The 15,256-nt window shown below is 73.5% G+C and carries 13 protein-coding genes; 7 read left to right on the top strand and 6 right to left on the bottom strand.

Annotated features, from left to right (window positions below):
- Positions 1-107: 107 nt before the first annotated feature.
- Entirely contained in the window at positions 108-1,715 is a 1,608-nt protein-coding gene (locus EBN88_RS22125; RefSeq protein ID WP_122185666.1) for an MFS transporter, read from the bottom strand.
- 118 nt (positions 1,716-1,833) lie between these two features.
- On the opposite strand from EBN88_RS22125, the gene EBN88_RS22120 reads away from it, so the two are divergent.
- Together EBN88_RS22120 and EBN88_RS22115 are read left to right on the top strand one after the other, a co-directional pair.
- Positions 1,834-2,673 (top strand): helix-turn-helix domain-containing protein, encoded by an 840-nt coding sequence (locus EBN88_RS22120; protein WP_233580845.1) that lies wholly within the window; start codon positions 1,834-1,836, stop codon positions 2,671-2,673.
- Between the two features lie 184 nt (positions 2,674-2,857).
- Positions 2,858-3,946, top strand: coding sequence for an epoxide hydrolase family protein (locus tag EBN88_RS22115; protein ID WP_122185664.1), 1,089 nt, complete (start codon positions 2,858-2,860; stop codon positions 3,944-3,946).
- A 59-nt stretch (positions 3,947-4,005) separates the two neighbouring features.
- Here the strand turns inward: EBN88_RS22115 and EBN88_RS22110 are convergent, their stop codons facing one another.
- From EBN88_RS22110 to EBN88_RS22095, 4 genes are all read right to left on the bottom strand, one after another.
- A complete protein-coding gene (locus tag EBN88_RS22110) occupies positions 4,006-4,680 on the bottom strand; it encodes a hypothetical protein (RefSeq protein ID WP_122185663.1) in 675 nt (224 codons plus the stop codon).
- Positions 4,667-6,271, bottom strand: coding sequence for a VWA domain-containing protein (locus EBN88_RS22105; protein ID WP_122185662.1), 1,605 nt, complete (start codon positions 6,269-6,271; stop codon positions 4,667-4,669). Before EBN88_RS22105 ends, EBN88_RS22110 begins: the two co-directional genes overlap by 14 nt.
- Positions 6,268-7,455, bottom strand: a complete 1,188-nt coding sequence (locus EBN88_RS22100; protein ID WP_122185661.1) for a toxic anion resistance protein — start codon at positions 7,453-7,455, stop codon at positions 6,268-6,270. The genes EBN88_RS22105 and EBN88_RS22100 overlap by 4 nt, the downstream gene beginning before the upstream one ends.
- 114 nt (positions 7,456-7,569) lie before the next feature.
- On the bottom strand, positions 7,570-8,700 hold the full coding sequence (locus EBN88_RS22095) for a hypothetical protein (protein WP_122185660.1): 1,131 nt from the start codon (positions 8,698-8,700) through the stop codon (positions 7,570-7,572).
- A 56-nt stretch (positions 8,701-8,756) separates the two neighbouring features.
- Here EBN88_RS22095 and EBN88_RS22090 point away from each other — a divergent pair, with 56 nt between their 5' ends.
- The 4 genes from EBN88_RS22090 (at position 8,757) to EBN88_RS22075 (ending at position 11,974) form a co-directional block, all read left to right on the top strand.
- Entirely contained in the window at positions 8,757-9,389 is a 633-nt protein-coding gene (locus EBN88_RS22090; RefSeq protein ID WP_147472801.1) for a hypothetical protein, read from the top strand.
- A complete protein-coding gene (locus EBN88_RS22085; protein WP_122185658.1) occupies positions 9,376-9,930 on the top strand; it encodes a hypothetical protein in 555 nt (184 codons plus the stop codon). Before EBN88_RS22090 ends, EBN88_RS22085 begins: the two co-directional genes overlap by 14 nt.
- A gap of 431 nt (positions 9,931-10,361) precedes the next feature.
- Entirely contained in the window at positions 10,362-11,300 is a 939-nt protein-coding gene (locus EBN88_RS22080) for a MerR family transcriptional regulator (protein WP_122185657.1), read from the top strand.
- A gap of 83 nt (positions 11,301-11,383) precedes the next feature.
- On the top strand, positions 11,384-11,974 hold the full coding sequence (locus tag EBN88_RS22075) for a GNAT family N-acetyltransferase (protein ID WP_122185656.1): 591 nt from the start codon (positions 11,384-11,386) through the stop codon (positions 11,972-11,974).
- A gap of 13 nt (positions 11,975-11,987) precedes the next feature.
- Here EBN88_RS22075 and EBN88_RS22070 read toward each other — a convergent pair whose 3' ends face one another.
- Positions 11,988-13,979: a protein-arginine deiminase family protein gene (locus tag EBN88_RS22070; protein WP_122185655.1), complete on the bottom strand. Its 1,992-nt coding sequence runs from the start codon at positions 13,977-13,979 to the stop codon at positions 11,988-11,990.
- Between the two features lie 213 nt (positions 13,980-14,192).
- Between EBN88_RS22070 and EBN88_RS22065 the strand changes: the two genes are divergently transcribed.
- Positions 14,193-15,256: sensor histidine kinase (locus tag EBN88_RS22065; protein WP_122185654.1), on the top strand; the 1,064-nt coding region annotated here is incomplete at its 3' end.

The raw sequence follows: 15,256 nt of genomic DNA, 5'->3' as shown, positions 1-15,256 counted from the left end.
CCAGGGCCCACGCCCACGCCGGCCCGCTGACCCGGCTCACCGGCGGCCGCATCTGAGCCGCGCGGGGCCGGGCCGGACCCGCACCACGCCGCCCCGCGCCCTCCGCCTCAGGCGACGACGTCCGCCCGTTCCTGGTCCGGCGGGCCCGCCGGCTCCTCCCCGGCGGGCCGGTCGGACCCGTCGCGGTCGTCCCGGTCGTCCAGGTCAGCCCGGCCGGCGCGGCCGGCCTTCGGCAGCCACCGCAGGGCCAGCACGCCGAGCACCGCGTGCAGCAGCCCGGCCGCGAGGGCGACGACCCGCAGGCCGTCGACGAACGCCGACCTCGCGTCCTCGACCACGGCGGACGCCAGCCCCGGCAGGTGCGGCGTCTCGTCGAGCGTCGGCGCCAACTCCGGCCCCTGGAGCCGGAAGACCAGCGCGGCGAGCGAACCCAGCAGAGCGATGCCCAGCGCGTTGCCGATCTCGTTGCTGGTCTCGGCGATCGCCCCCGCCGAGCCGGCGCGCTCCGGCGGAACGGCGCCCACGGCCGTGTCGGCGACGACGGCGAACGAGATGCCGTAGCCGACGCCCGCCACCATCGTGGACGCGACATACCAGCCGACGCCGCCGCCCGTCGTGGCCGGCAGCAGGAGCAACAGCCCGACCGCGATGAGGAAGTGGCAGGCCAGCAGCGCGGCCCGTCTGCCGAAGCGATCGACGGCGAACGGGGTGACCACGCACACCACGGTGAGCACCACCGCCCCGGGCACCGCGAGCAGCGCCGCGTGCAGCACCGACAGGTCGAGGACCGACTGGAGGTAGACGCCCGCGAGATAGGCGGCGGCCGACCAGGCGGCCAACGGAACCAGGCCGCTGATGATCGCGAACGTGAACACCCGGTCGCGGAAGAGCGAGAGGTCCAACAGCGGGTGCGCCAACCGCCGTTGACGGGCGGCGAACCAGCCGAGCAGCGCCAGCCCGGCCGCCGCCGACAGGATCGGCGCGGGCGCGGCGCCCTCCGCCGCCAGGTGCTTGAGGCCGTGGATCACCAGCAGCAGGCCGCCGGCCGAGGCGACCACGCTGGGCGCGTCGACCCGCCCGGGCCGGGTCGCCCGCACCTCGCCGAGGAGGATCGGCGCCAGGATCAGAAACAGCGCGATCACGGGCAGGTTCACCAGAAAGACCGATCCCCACCAGAACCGTTCCAGCAGGAGACCGCCCACGATCGGTCCGATCGCGAAGCCGGCGGCGAACGCGGCCGCGAAGATCCCGATGGCCCGGGCCCGTTGCCGGGCGTCGGCGAAGAGTTCGCTCAGCACCGCGAGCGCGGACGGCAGCAGCGTCGCGCCCGCGACGCCCATCAACGCGCGGGCCGCGATGAGGAGTTCCGGTGAGGGGGCGAACGCCGCCAGCGCCGAGCCGATGCCGAAGAACGTCGCGCCCACCCTCAGCAGCCGCAGCCGACCGAACCGGTCGCCGATGCTGCCAAAGGCGATCAGCAGCGAGCCAACGGCAAACCCGTAGATGTCCAGAATCCATAGGGCCTGATCGGCCGTTGGCGTCAGCGCCTGGCTGACCCGGGGCATCGCGAGGAACAGGATCGCGCCGTCCATGGAGACCAGGAGCACAGGCCCGAGGACCACCAGGAGCCCGAGCCAGGCCCGCCGCCCGGCGGCGCGGGACGCGTGCGGTGCGCGCCGTTCGTTCGCTGTCTGCTGTGCGTGCGGTGTGGACATGCCGACCACGTTGCGGCCGGCGCGGCGGCACAGCCACTCCCCGCCGTGGGTACACCCGCCAGGTACAGGCGACCCCGCGCGGACACGACCTAGGCTCGACGCCGTGGAGAGCCTCGCGATGTTCCTCAAGAGCCGCCGCGACCGGGTCACCCCGGAAGCGATCGGGCTGCGCACCTATGGCACGGTGCGCCGGGTGCCGGGGCTGCGCCGCGAGGAGCTGGCGCAGCTCGCGGGGGTGAGCCCCGGCTACTACGCGCGGCTGGAACAGGGGCTGGCGGAGGCCGCCTCCGAGCAGGTCCTCGACGCGCTGGCCCGGGTGCTGCGGCTCGACGAGATCGAACGGACGCACCTGCACAACCTGGCCCGGCAGCCGGCCCGTTCCGGCCTCGCCGAACCGGCCGAGGAGACGCCCCACCCCCGCGTTCTCGCGCTGCTCGCCTCCCTCGACGAGGCGACGCCGGCCGTCGTGCTGGGCCGGCGCGGCGACGTGCTCGCCTGGAACCGCACGGGTCACGCGCTGGTCGCCGAGCACGTCCCGTTCGACGCGCCACAACGGCCGGGCGACCGCCCCTCGATGCCCCGGATGTTCTTCCTCGACCCGCTCACCCGCGAGCTGTACGAGAACTGGGCCGAACTCGCCCGCGCCCACGTCGCCTACCTGCGGCTGACCGCCGGGCGCTTCCCCACCGACGCCCGGCTGGCCCGGCTCATCGGCGAACTCACCATGCGCTGCGACGCGTTCGCCACGCTGTGGGCGGCCGGCGAGGTCGCCGACTGCACCGTCGGCGCGATGCGCCTGCGCCACCCCACGGTCGGCGCGGCGCACGTCTCCTACCAGGTGTGGCTCCAGCCGGACAGCCCCGACCACCGGCTGGAGATCTACACCCCCGACGACGCCCCCTCGGCCGACGCCCTGCGCCTGATCACCCACCAGGCCCGCGCCGCCACCACCCGATAGCGGCGGAGAACGACCACCGGCCGCGTGCCCGGCGCGCCCGCCAGGGGCCGTGGCGGGGGACGGGACTGCGCCGACGCGCAGGACGAGGCCCCCTGGCCGCGACCGAACAAACCATTCGGGCCACCAACGATTCATGCTACCGTTCGAGCCGTAAACGTTAGTCGCACGAACGTTAGGCACGCCAATGATCAACGCGTTCCGCGTCGCCGTCCCCCAGGCCGACCTCGACGACCTCAACGACCGCCTCTCCCGCACCCGTTGGCCCAACGAGGTCGCCAACGCCGGCCGGGACTACGGCTTTCCGCTGGCCCGGCTCAAGGAGCTGGCCGAGTACTGGCGCACCGGCTACGACTGGCGCCAACACGAGGCCAGACTCAACGAGTTGCCGCACTTCACCACCGAGATCGACGGCCAGAACATCCACTTCGTCCATGTCAGGTCCCCCAGACCGGACGCGCTCGCGCTGGTCCTCACCCACGGCTGGCCCGGCTCGTTCCTGGAGTTCCTCGACGTGGTCGAGCCGCTGTCCCGGGACTTCCACCTGGTCATCCCGTCCATCCCCGGGTTCGGCTTCTCCGGGCCGACCCACGAGCGCGACTGGGGCGTCGTCCGGATCGCGCGGGCCTGGGCCGAGCTGATGCGCCGCCTCGGCTACGAGCGCTACGGCGCCCAGGGCGGCGACTTCGGCGCCGGCATCTCCACGGCGCTCGGCGCGGTCGCGCCCGAACACGTCGCCGGGGTGCACGTCAACTACCTGCCGACCCGGCCCGACCCGGACGCCGACGTCGCGCTCTCCGAGGAGGACGAGGCGCGGCTGGACCGGGTCAGACAGCTGATGGCCAACCGCCCGCCGTACCAGGCCCTCCAGGCCCTCACCCCGCAGACCCTCGGCTATGCGCTGACCGACTCGCCCGTCGGCCAACTCGCCTGGATCGCCGAGCGCTTCGCCCAGTGGACCGACCCGGGAACGCCGGTCAGCGACGAGCGGATGCTCACCGATGTCTCGCTGTACTGGCTGACCGCGACGGCCGCCTCATCGGCGCGGCTGCACCGCGACGCCCCGAGGGGCGCCCAGGAGCCGTGCCGGGTGCCGTTCGGGGTCGCGGTGTTCGCCCACGACATCACCCGGTCGGTGCGACCGCTGGCGGAGCGGCGCTACGACATCAGGCACTGGTCGGAGTTCGACCGGGGCGGCCACTTCGCGGCGATGGAGGTGCCGGAGCTGTTCGCCGAGGACGTCAGGGAGTTCTTCCTGCACCGGATCGCCGCGTAGCGGCCGGCCCCGGGCCGCCGGCCGCCCGGGCGGCTCCGGCGCTCCCGGGCGCCGCCGGTTCACCCCGGGGCGCGGCCGTCGCCAAGGCCCTCGGGCGGCGTCTCCCGGTCGCCGGACCTGGACTCCAGATAGGTCGTGTGGGTCCGCTGGCGACGTTCCAGCGAATCCCGGACCAGCTCGGCGACCGTTGCCAACTCCCCTCGCAACAGCTCCAGTTGCCGCCCGAGATGCCGCCCGGCCGGGTCGCTGCCCGGCTGGAACCTGGCCCACCAGCGGGTGCGCTGGTAGGCGTCGAACGCCTCCGGGATGTCGGTGCGCACGGCGCGGCCCAGGATGTGTACCGCCTCGGGGTCGGCGGAGACCTCCTCGGCCACCCAGCCGGGTTCGAGGAGCGCGGCCAGCAGCTCGTCGAGTTCGGCGGCGGGCACGGTGGCCTCGGCGGGCACGTCCAGGCCCGCGACATGGTCGCGCAGGACGGCGAAGTCGGCCCGGACGGCGTCCAGTTCGGTGCCGGGGCCACCCGTTCCCGCGAACGGCGGCGGCGCGGCCCGCTCGGGCGGGGCGATCAGCGCGCCCGCCCCGTACAGACCCGCGACCACGACCGGCCAGTAGGCGCCGGCCAGCCCGGTGAACACCGTCACCAGGCCGACCAGCCCGCAGACGCAGCCCGTCAGGTTCTTCCGCGACTCCAGGTAGGCGAGGGCCCGGGCCGCAGGACCGCTACTGGTAGCCACGGATCTCCTGGAACGCGTCGTCGAGCGGGCCGCTGACCGCGTCGAACAGCGCCCCCCCGGTCTGGTCGGCGATCCGCTGAAGCTCGGCCGGATCGGAGTCGCCGAACAGGATGGTGAACACCGGCACTTGGCGCCACTCCTCGTCGAGCGCCACGTAGAAGTCCTGGAAGGTCGTAGCGGTCACGTCGTCGATGTTCTGACCGTCGGTCATCAGCACGATGGAGGTGAACGCGTCCCGCGCGCCCTCGTCGGCCAGCAGTTCGTACGCCTCGATCAGGCTGGCGTAGAGGGCGGTGCCGCCCAGCGCGGTCAGGGAGTCGATGCCCGAACGGATGCCGGCCAGAGCGTCCTCACGGCTCCCGGCCTCGACGGTCCAGGTCTCGGCGGAGACCACGTTGTCGTTGAACGGCATCAGCGTCACCCGCTCCCGGTCCCTGAACCGCTGCCCCGCCGGGGCGTCCGCGCCGGTGAGGCGGCGCAGCGCGTCCTGGAGCGCGGCCAGCCGCTCCCCGTCCATCGAACCCGAGGTGTCCAGCACATAGAGCGTGCGGGAGGGGCGGCGCAGCTCGCTGTCGTAGGCGTCGAGGAGCGCGTCGGCGACGTCGAGCGAGCCCGGGTAGGGCAGTTCGCGGCGCTGCCCGCCGGGAATCGCCTCGGCTGCCGCGACCCCGGTGGCGACCGGGCGCCGCAACGTCTCCTCCGTGAGGGCGCGCTGCGCCTCCGGGCTCCGCAGGTACCCGCCGAGCAGGCGCAGCGCCTCGGCCGCCTCGGGCGAGGCGGAGGTCAGGGTGGTGAGCGGGTAGCGGGCGGTGACCACGCCGTCCAGCGGGCGGACCACCGCCAGGTCGGCGGCGCCGTCGCGGTCCAGGCCGAGCAGCACGGACTCGTAGTTGATCAACGCGTCGACGTCGTCGCGCTCCTGGAACGCCTCGGCGAGCCAGCCCGACGACCCGGAGGTGAGCCGCTGCCCGGCGAACAGCTCCACCAGCCGGTCGGCGCTGCCCGTCACATCCTCCGAGGTGAGCGCGGACTGGGCGCCGGAGAGCGCGGAGGTCACCGAGATCAGCGCGCTGTAGCCGGAGTTGGAACGCGTCGGGTCCGTCATGCCGAAGGTCAGCCCGCCGGCCGTCACGGCCTCGTGGACCTGGGCCCAGGTGATCTCGTCGAGCTGCCAGCCGAGCCGTGCGAGGGCCTCCGGGCGCAGGCCCAGGGCGACGGGCGAGGTCATGATCGAGGTCTCGGTGAGGACGCGCTCCTCGGCCTCGGGGTGCAGCCTGAGGTAGTCGTTGGTGGCCAGCCACACCGCGTCGTAGGCGCCGTCGGCCTCGCCGGACAGCACCAGGCGGGTGGCGTCGAGGGTGCCGACGCTGGTGATCTCGGCGCGGACGCCGGTCTCCTCGGCGGCGCGTTCCAACAGCGGTTCCATGTCGGCCAGTTCGCTGCCCGCGAGAATCCTGACCGTCTCGGCGGCCTCGACGCCGTCGCCGTTCCCGCCGCCCCCGCCGTCGTCGCCGCCCGAGTCGCCCGTGCAGGCCGCGACGGTCAGCGCGAGCGCGGCGAGCGACGCGGCCAGCCGTGCGCGTGCCCTCATCCGAGGCCCTCCTCGCGTCGGTCCCCGGCGCGCGAGCGCTCCAGGTGGTCCCCGGCGACGCTCAGCTCGTCGGACAGGGCGCGAGCGGTGGCCGCCATGGCCTCGGTGGCCTGCGCCTTGTAGGTGTCGATGGTGTCGAGGGTCCGGTAGATCTGCTGGAACGCGGCGCGCAGGGTCTCGGCGCCGACGGCCGGGTCGGCGGCCATCTTCTGGATCTCGCCGCTCTGGGTGGCCAGCATCTCGGCGTTGGCGCGGACGAGATCCTCGGTGGTGCCGCGCAGGGCGGTGATCTGCTCGCCGACCTTGCGCTGGTTCTCCAGGGCGGCGGAGAGCATGACGCCGATGCGCAGCGCGGTGACGGTGGTGGTGGCGGCCCGGTCGACGCCCTTGATCAGCTCCTCGTTGTTGCGGCGCACCACGTCCATCGCGAGATAGCCCTGGGCGCACACCGCGAGCTGGGTCAGCAGGTCCTGGTGCTTCTGGCGGACCGGGAAGAGGATGTCGGCGCGCAGCGCCGTGGCCTGTTCGGGGTCGACGGCCTCCAACCGGTCAACCCGTCGTTGCAGTTCGCTGTCCAGCGCCTCGGTGAGGACCGCGTACTCCTGGAGCTTGCCCATGGTGTCCCAGAGGCGGGCGCGCTCGGTGTGCAGGGTGGCGCTGTCGCGGCGCAGCTCGTCCTGCCCGGCCCGAAGGGTCGCCACGATCTTCTGGAGCGTGCCCTGGGCGGTGGCGTACCGCGCGAGATGGTCGCGGAACCGGTTTCCCCCCGGCAGCCGGGAGAGCAGCCGCCGCACGCCGCCGGTGGAGGACTCGCGCGGGTCGAGGTCCTCCACGGTGCGGCGCAGGTCCACGAGCGACGAGGAGACCCGGCCCTGGGCGTCGGCCGCGTCGCCCCCCGCCCCCTGGGAGAGCGAGCGAACGCTCCGGTCGAGCATCCGGTTGGACTGCTGGGCGGCGGCGCGCATCTCGGCCGAGCCGAGCGAGGTGACCTCGCCGACGCGGGTGGAGAACTCCGGTGACCGCGCGTCCAGTTCGGACAGCGAGTCGACATAGCTGGCGGCGCGGCGGCCCAGCTCCTCACGGGTCTCCGCGTCCAGCGGGACCAGGCCCGAGACCTGCTCCGCCCGGACCGGGGCGACGGGCTCGGGCGGCGTGAGGACCAGTGGGTTCTCGGTCTCTGTCATGGTTCCCCCTCATTGAGATCCGGCACGGTGGTGGGGCGGCGACCGCGACGCGGTGCTCGCGACGCTGGTGCCGGTCGGCCCCCGGGCGGAGGGCGCGGCTCCGACGCGCCCGCGTCAGCTCCTGGCGCGGGCGGCCATGGCGCGCAGCACGTCAGCGGTGGGCACGGGCGCCTGCCGCACCCCGTCGAGTCCCTCCCTGAGATAGGCGGAGTGTTCGGCGGTCGCCTCGGTGAACTCGGTGGTGGCGCCCTGCGGACGGAACCCGTGCCGAACGGCGAGGCGGCGCAGTTCGGGGCTCTCGGTCAGGACCTCGCCGAGGCGTTGGCCGCCCTCGGTGAGCGGCACCAGCGTGTGGTCGCTGGTGGCCGTGGTGTCCGGGTAGAGCACCACCATGTCCCCGGCCACGCCCGCGTCGGCGTCCCCGGGGCCGGCGTCCCCGGGGCCGGCGTCCCCCGCCTCGGCGCCGCCGATCAGCAGCGCGGCGACCTGCGACTCGTAGGCGAGGACCAGGGGGTTGCCGACGCCGCTGACGAAGTCGCGGAACGGCCCGTCGGAGCTGGACTGTTGGGTGCCCTGGACCCGCACGAGGGTGTGGAGCAACGGCGCGGTGCGCTCGATGGCGGCGTCGTCGGCGACGACCTGCCCGTCGTTGGCGACAAAGGAGGCGGCGGCCAGATAGAGCGCGCCGGAGTTGGAGGTGAGCGGGTCGGTGCTGGAGACATAGAGCACGCCGCTGAGCCCGTCCCGCGCCTCGGCGCCCTCCAACTCCTGCCAGGTGCGGCCCTCTTCGACCGCGGCGAGATAGTCGGCCATGGAGAGCCGGCCGCGGTGGTCCGCCTCCAGCGTCGCCAGGCCGTTGGCGGCCAGCACCTCGACGGCCTGGCGGTGGGCGAGCACCACCAGCGGCGAGTAGAACGGCCGCAGCGGGGCGCCCACATCGCCGTTGTCGCGGCGCAACGCGTCGGCGGGGCCCTGGCTGGAGGGGAACGCGAAGTCGTAGTCCGCGAGGTCCACGCCCTCCATCGCCCACGAGCCGACGGACTGGGCCCGCACGGTCAGCCCCTCGTCGGCGAGGGCCGCCACCACGTCGGGGTCGGCGAAGAACTCCGCCTTCTCCGAGCCGATCACGCCGCTGACCGTGGTCGTTCCACCCCCGCCCTCCCCGGTCTCCCGCCCGACGACGACCGCGACGACAACGCCGGCCAGCAACAGCACTCCCAGTGCGATCCCCCATACCCGTCTCACGATGTGAAGCTTCCTCAACCAGGACCACCGCCGGGCATCAACAAGGTGGCCGCAGGGTGAACCAGCCGTCGCAGAACCCCAACGGGCGTGCGGGCGGGGCCTGTTGGGAACGGCCCGGCGGCCACGTGACGGACGGCCGGCCGACGGGGGCGCGCGCAGCCCGCAAGCGAGCTGACGCGCGAAGGTCAAGCGTTCGAGACACCTTCCCCCACACCCCCGGCAACGAGGTCCTCGGCACCACCCCCGACGACCGCCGCTACCTCGGCCTCACCCGAGGCGGCGGCTACGCCGAACACGCCGGCGCCGCAGACCAACTGGGCGTGGCCTCAGCGGGTTTCGCGCTTGCCGCCTCAGCCGCGCACGGGGTGGCCAGGCTTGACGGAGAGGACGTTCCCGCCCGGACCTTCGCACAGGACCTGCTCGGCGTCGCGCCGTTCGGTGCCGGTTTTCGAGCGGGAGGCTTCATCGAGAACATGGGTACGTCGTTCGCCGCTGACGCGCTCTCGAGTATCGGTCTGATCGACACACTCATGTCCACCTTCCAGAACATGAACACGCCTCAGGCCCAGGCCACGCCGGACAGCGAGAACCAGGCCGCTGGTCCCGCACTCATGGAGGGCTTCGACAGTGCCTGGCAAGCTCCGACCGCCACGTCCGAACGGTTGGTGAGCGCTCATGGCGGCTCATAAGATCCTCGCCAGGTTCGACGGTCGCCACACGGTGGACCTGCATCTTGGCGGACTTCACATCCGCCTGCTCGACGAGGTCATCGACGGCGCCTATGCGCGTGGCTACCGCATCATCCACCGGGAGATCGGGTCGCGCGGCGCCATCCTGAAGTTCGTGCGGGACACCACCCCGCTCGGTCAGGCGCGGGCCGGGGCGGGGATCGGCTCGGTCTCCCCGGCCCAGATGTCGGCGGCCAAGGATGCCTGGGAGCACTCGGAGGGGTACAACCCGGCGCCGGCTCGCTTTGTGATCGGCTTCTTCTTCCTCGCGGTCGCCTCGGTGGCCTGGAACGTGCGGGACAACGTCGCGCTCAGCATCACCCTGTGGTGCCTCGCCGCCCTGCTCCTCACCTTCGCCATCGCCGTCGGCCCCATGGTCCGGCGCGAAGCCCGTGTGAAACGGCAGATCGTCGAGGACTTCCACCAGCAGTCGGCACCCGACGTTCCCCCGCCACCTCCACCTCCTCCGTACCGGAACCCAACGACTCCCGAGGAGAACTGACGCACGTGTACTTCGATGTCCCGGGCGGTTTTCTCTCGTTGCCCGTGGGGATGTCGTTCGACGCTACGCGCGCTCATGTGACGAGCCTGGCACCGGGATCGACCGCCGGGGAGGCATACCTCCACGAGACTCCCCTTCACGAAACGCACACCGTGTCCCAGGCTCTCGCGAAACTGGGCACCGTCTATGCCGGAGCACCCTCCGCCTCGTCGACGACGAGGTGTCCGTGGCCAGCATTCTCGTCACGGCCAACGCGTTCCCGTACGGCGACGACGCGGCCGTGGCCGCCGAGGGGGCCATGCGGTCGCTCGTCGCCCAGCGCGGCAAGGGCTGGTCCGGGCGGGTCTACGACCTGCCCGGCGGGCCGGCCGCCGTGGTGACGGGGCGCGCAGACTTGAGTCTCCCGCAGGGGGAGACAGGAAGGTGGGCTCATGGACGGCGGCGCCCTCTACTCGATCGGCGAACTGGCCCGGAGCACCGGGCTGACGGTCAAGACCATCCGGTTCTACTCCGACCGGGGCATCGTCGAGCCCGCCGGCCGCACCCCCGCCGGCTACCGGCTCTACGCCCCGGACACCGTCGCTCGCCTGGCCCTCGTGCGAACACTGCGCGAACTGGGACTCGGCCTCCCCCTGATCCGGCAGGTCGTGGACCAGAAACTCACGCTCAGCGAAGTCGCCGCGGAACACGCCGCCGCACTCGACGCGCAGATCAGCATCCTGCGTCTGCGACGGGGCGTTCTGACCGCCGCCGCCAGCCGCGGACCCACCCCCGAGGAGTTGAAACTCATGCACCAGCTGGCTGCCCTGTCCGAAGCCGAACGTCGACGCCTGATCGACGACTTCCTCAACAGCGTCTTCGAAGGCCCCCGCCTCCGCGCCCACTTCGCCGCGGCTCGGCGTTCCATGACGCCCGAACTCCCCGACAGCCCCTCGGACGAACAGATCCGAGCGTGGGTGGAGCTGGCCGAGCTGTCTCTGGACCCGGACTTCCGCGCCAGTGAGCGACGCCTGGTCGAAGACCACGCGCCCGCCCGGCCCGGCGACGTTCCCACGCCACCCCGCCCGGACATGTTCGCCATGGTCCGGGATCTCGCTGGGCCGGCCGTGGCGCGCGGCATCGCCCCCGACTCGCCGCACGCCGATCCGGTCATCGCCGCGCTCACCGCCCGCTGCGCGCTCGCCCACGGCCGACCCGACGACGCCGAGCTGCGCCGCTGGCTGCTACTCCGCCTGGAAGCCGCGAGCGATCCGCGCAGGGACCGGTACCTCCGGCTGCTCGCGCTGATCAACGACTGGCCGGCACCGGAACGCCTCACCCCGGTGATCGACTGGTCCGTCACCGCTCTGCGGGTACGGGCGGCCCGGTGACGCGACAAACCCCCGGCCCCGCCCCACAGTTCCCACAGTTTCACGCGGCGCCGAAGGCCGCCGCGACCACATACGCTCGGCCGATGGAGAAGATCGACGCTCTGCTTGAGGCAGCCGCCACACCGTCGGCCCCCGCTCTCATACTGCGTCCCTGGGACTCGGCGGACGCCGCCGACCTCGTGGCACTGTATCGGGACGACGCCCTGCGCCGGTGGACGAGCGCGACCGTGAACGACGAAGCGGGCGCGGCCCGTTGGATTCAGGAAGAGCGACGGGGATGGGACAGGGGCGACCGCTTCGGGTTCGCCGTCGTCGAATCCCGGACCGCCGGCACCGACGGCGGGTTGGCGGGGCACGTGGTCCTCAAGAACGTCGTGCCGGGCGCTTCGTCCGCCGAGGTCGGCTACTGGACCGCAGCGCACGCGCGCGGCCGGGGAGTGGCGCCCCGAGCGCTACGGGCACTGACGGACTGGGCCTTCACCGCCCTCCCCGGCACGGGGCTGACGCGCCTCGAACTCCTCCATCAGGTGGACAACACCGCATCGTGCCGCGTCGCGGAGAAGAGTGGGTACGCGTTCGCCTCCCTCCTGTCCCCGGCACCGCCCACATTCCCCCTCGCCGGTCACCTGCACGTACGGACGCGCGGCCAACTCCCCCGCCCCGCCGCCGAATGAGTACCCGTCCTGATCAACGCCACCAGGCGAGATCGTCGGGCAGCTGACGGAACGCGTTGGTCACGCAGTGCACATTGCCGCCGACCGTTCCGACCCCGTGTGCGTACTGCCAGTCGTCGACCCAGGCGACGTCCACGCCGTGCGGGGCCAGCGCCTCCTCGGTGGCGCGCTGGAAGACGTCGCGGCCCTCGGCGTCGGCCGGCGCGTGGGGCCGGGGCGACAGATAGGTGTCGGTGCCCGGCTGGAGTCCGTTGGCGATCGCCGGCAGGTAGTTGGCCACGATGTCCTGGCGCGGGTAGTCGGGGATCTCCAGGCGGTGGAAGAGCGCCGGCACCCGCACGATCTCGTCGTCGGTGAGCCCCAGTTCGGTGGTGAGCACCTCGATGGCGGCGTTCACCCCCTCGGTGGCGAGCCGCTGGCCCTCGCGCAGCTCCGGCAGTTGCCGGGCCTCGGCCACGGTGGCTTCGGGGTGCGGGTTGTCCTCCGGGGCCACGCCGCGCACCACGGGCTGGTCGCCGAGGCCGGCGTCCACCAGTTCGTCGAGCAGCTCCCAGCCGAGTTCCGGGTCGGCGACCAGCGCGGCCCAGCCCCGCTCGTTGTCCGCCGGCACGAACGACAGGAACTCGTCTATGTGCCCGACCCCGAGCCAGCTGGTGTCCACCGCGAGCGGGTCCTGTTCGCCCTGGGCCGCGAGCAGCCTCGTGAACTCGGCGTCGGGCGCCGCTTCGGCGCCGTCGGAGCCGTAGAGCACCCGGCCGGTCGGGTAGGCGCCCTGCTCCGTGGTGTGCGGCGGGGCGACGAGGAAGTTTCCTGTGGAACTGAACGAGCCCCAGAGCAGGGCCCGTTCGTCGTCGCCGACGCGGTCCTCCCGGTACTCCTGGACGCCCGCGACGCCCGGGCCACGGAAGACGGAGAAGATCGGCCGGCCGGCGTCGCGCAGCGGGAACTCCTGACTGCTCTCCTCCGGCATCACATCGGCCGACCGCAGCAGCACGCTGATCCGGCGCTGCTCGCCGTCCGGGCCCGGTGCGACCGCATAGCCGGTGATGAACTGGTCCCGCATCCAGTGGTCGCCGCCGGTCGGGTAGTTCACCAGCCGGTCGTCCACGCCGGCGGCGGCGAGGCCGTCGCGCAGCTCCGCCCGGAAGACCTCCTCACCCTCGTGTACCGGCTCGGCCGGCGCGTCGGGGTCGTGGCCCTCGCGTTCGGCCTGCTCCGGCGTGGTGCCGTTGTCGCTGACCACCACCCGGTCGACGGGCAGCAGATCGTGGGTGAGGAGCAGCGGCGCGACGCGTAGCCGCACCCGGTCGGTCCGGGTGGAGTCGCCGTCGGTGATGGTCAGCGTGACGTCGACCAGGCCGTTCCACAGCTCCGGATCGCGGACGAAGTCCGTTGCCTCGACGGCCAGTTCGACGCCTTCCCTGAGCTGGCTCGCGGTCAGTTCGGTGTCCTCGGCCAGCGGGGTGTGCGCGCCGTCGGGGCCACGGAGGAAGACCCGGGTGTGCGGAGCTGCGGTCTCGTCCACGGTCACGGTGGCGCGCGCTTGGTCGCCGAGGCCGCGCGCCGGGGTCACCCGAAGCGGCGCCAGATCCTCGGCGTCGGCGGCGCCGTTCACCTGTTCGTCGGCTCCGTCGTGACAGGCGGCCAACTCCTCGTCGGGGAGCCGCTGCCCGTCGGGGAGGGGGAGGCCGCAGCGCTCCGCGTCGTCGTCCACGTTGGGCAGCACGATCGCGCCCCTGCTGTCCGTCCAGACGTCCTTCTCCGAGGCGTCCCGCTCGGTGACCCGGCCATCCCGGTCCGTGTCGGCCAGCAGACGACCTCCCTCGTCGGCGTTCTGGTCGCCGTGGGCCCGCACCCCGACGCCGACCGCGACCGCCGTGGCCACCAGCAGGGCGCCCGCCGCCCAGGGTGCGATCCGGCGCGCTCGGGTGGCTCGGCGCGCTCGGGTGGCTCGGGGCGGGCGTGGGTCCGAAGTCGTCGCGGCTGTCTCGTCGTTGTTGTGCATGTCCGGTAGCCTGCCGCCGCCCGGGCGTCCGGAGCATCGGCCCTTCGGCCAGAGGAAGGCCCGCCGCGCGGCGAAGGTCTCTGCCGTTCGGGGGAGGCGGGAGGCGCGCCCGACCTCCTAGGCTGCGTTCGAATGCGAGAGATGCACGAGATATGGGGGATGCGGGGGATGCCTGGGATGCGGAGGGCGCGCGGAAGGCGGGGAGGCGCGTGGGTGGGTCCTGCGATCGTCGCCCTGGCGGTGGCGTGGGCCGGCGTCGACGTGTCGGCCGTCGGCGGGCTGATCGTGGCGCCGGGCGCGCTGGCGCTCGCCGCCGCGGGCCTCGCGCTCTCCCCGCCCCCGGCGTGGCGGCCGGCGCTCCGCCAGGGCGGGTTGGCCGCGCTCGGCGCCGCCGCCGCGCTGCTGTCGCTGATCGCGACCGTGGCGTACGGGGGTTCGGCGCCGAACCAGGCGGCCCTGTGGTGGTGCGCCGAGACGGTGGGCCTGCTCGCCCTCTTCCTCCTGGTGGCCCGACGCCCGCCGCCCGGCGGGTGGGCGCTCGCCGGCGCGCCGCTGGCCCTGGCCGTCACCGTGCTGCCGCTGCGTCTCGGGCTGCGGATGGAACCGCCGGCCGAGCCCGCCGAGTTGCTGGCGCTCTGCCTGACCTGGGCCATGCTCGGGCTCGCCGCCGTGGCGGCCGGCCGCTATCTGAGCCTGCTGGACCGCCGGCGGCTGCGGGCGGTCGCGGCGGCGCGGCGCGAGCAGCGCCTGGCGCTGGCGCGCGATCTGCATGACTTCGTGGCGCACGAGGTGAGCGGGATGCTGGTGCAGGCGCAGGCGGGCCGGCTGGTGGGCGCCTCGGATCCGGCGGTGGCGCTGGACGCGCTGCGCCGCGTCGAGGAGGCCGGCCAGCGCGCGCTCGCGTCCCTGGACCGCTCGGTCCGGATGCTGCACGACGACGGCGCCGGGACCGATCCGGGTCCCGAAGCGGCGGAGCCGGGGCTGGCCGATGTGGCGGCGCTGGTGGAGCGCTTCGGCGCCGGCCTCCCCGCCGAGGTCGTCTGGGACGCGGAGCCGGCGGCGTTCGATCCGGCGCCTCCGGAACGGCTTTCGGCGTTGGCCCACCGGGTGGTGCTTGAGGGGTTGACCAACGTTCGCCGGCACGCGCCGGACGCCGCCCGCATCGTGGTCGGGGTGCGGCGCGAGGCCGGCGCGCTGTGCGTCAGCGTGACGGACGACGGCCGGGGCCGGCCCGCCGGCGGCCGGCGGGGCAGCGGGCTCGGCCTGCCGGGGCTGGC

It is taken from the genome of Streptomyces triticirhizae, assembly GCF_003696235.1.
Lineage (GTDB): Bacteria > Actinomycetota > Actinomycetes > Streptomycetales > Streptomycetaceae > Streptomyces > Streptomyces triticirhizae.
Note: the sequence above shows the minus strand (reverse complement) of the source record. Positions and strands in the feature narration are given on the sequence as shown.

Excerpts from the sequence above, each read along its gene's own strand:
- EBN88_RS22100 (WP_122185661.1), bottom strand. The coding sequence starts at position 7,455 with ATGACAGAGACCGAGAACCCACTGGTCCTCACGCCGCCCGAGCCCGTC.
- EBN88_RS22080 (WP_122185657.1), top strand. The coding sequence starts at position 10,362 with ATGGACGGCGGCGCCCTCTACTCGATCGGCGAACTGGCCCGGAGCACC.
- EBN88_RS22105 (WP_122185662.1), bottom strand. The coding sequence starts at position 6,271 with ATGAGGGCACGCGCACGGCTGGCCGCGTCGCTCGCCGCGCTCGCGCTG.
- EBN88_RS22115 (WP_122185664.1), top strand. The coding sequence starts at position 2,858 with ATGATCAACGCGTTCCGCGTCGCCGTCCCCCAGGCCGACCTCGACGAC.
- EBN88_RS22070 (WP_122185655.1), bottom strand. The coding sequence starts at position 13,979 with ATGCACAACAACGACGAGACAGCCGCGACGACTTCGGACCCACGCCCG.
- EBN88_RS22075 (WP_122185656.1), top strand. The coding sequence starts at position 11,384 with ATGGAGAAGATCGACGCTCTGCTTGAGGCAGCCGCCACACCGTCGGCC.
- EBN88_RS22125 (WP_122185666.1), bottom strand. The coding sequence starts at position 1,715 with ATGTCCACACCGCACGCACAGCAGACAGCGAACGAACGGCGCGCACCG.
- EBN88_RS22085 (WP_122185658.1), top strand. The coding sequence starts at position 9,376 with ATGGCGGCTCATAAGATCCTCGCCAGGTTCGACGGTCGCCACACGGTG.
- EBN88_RS22120 (WP_233580845.1), top strand. The coding sequence starts at position 1,834 with ATGTTCCTCAAGAGCCGCCGCGACCGGGTCACCCCGGAAGCGATCGGG.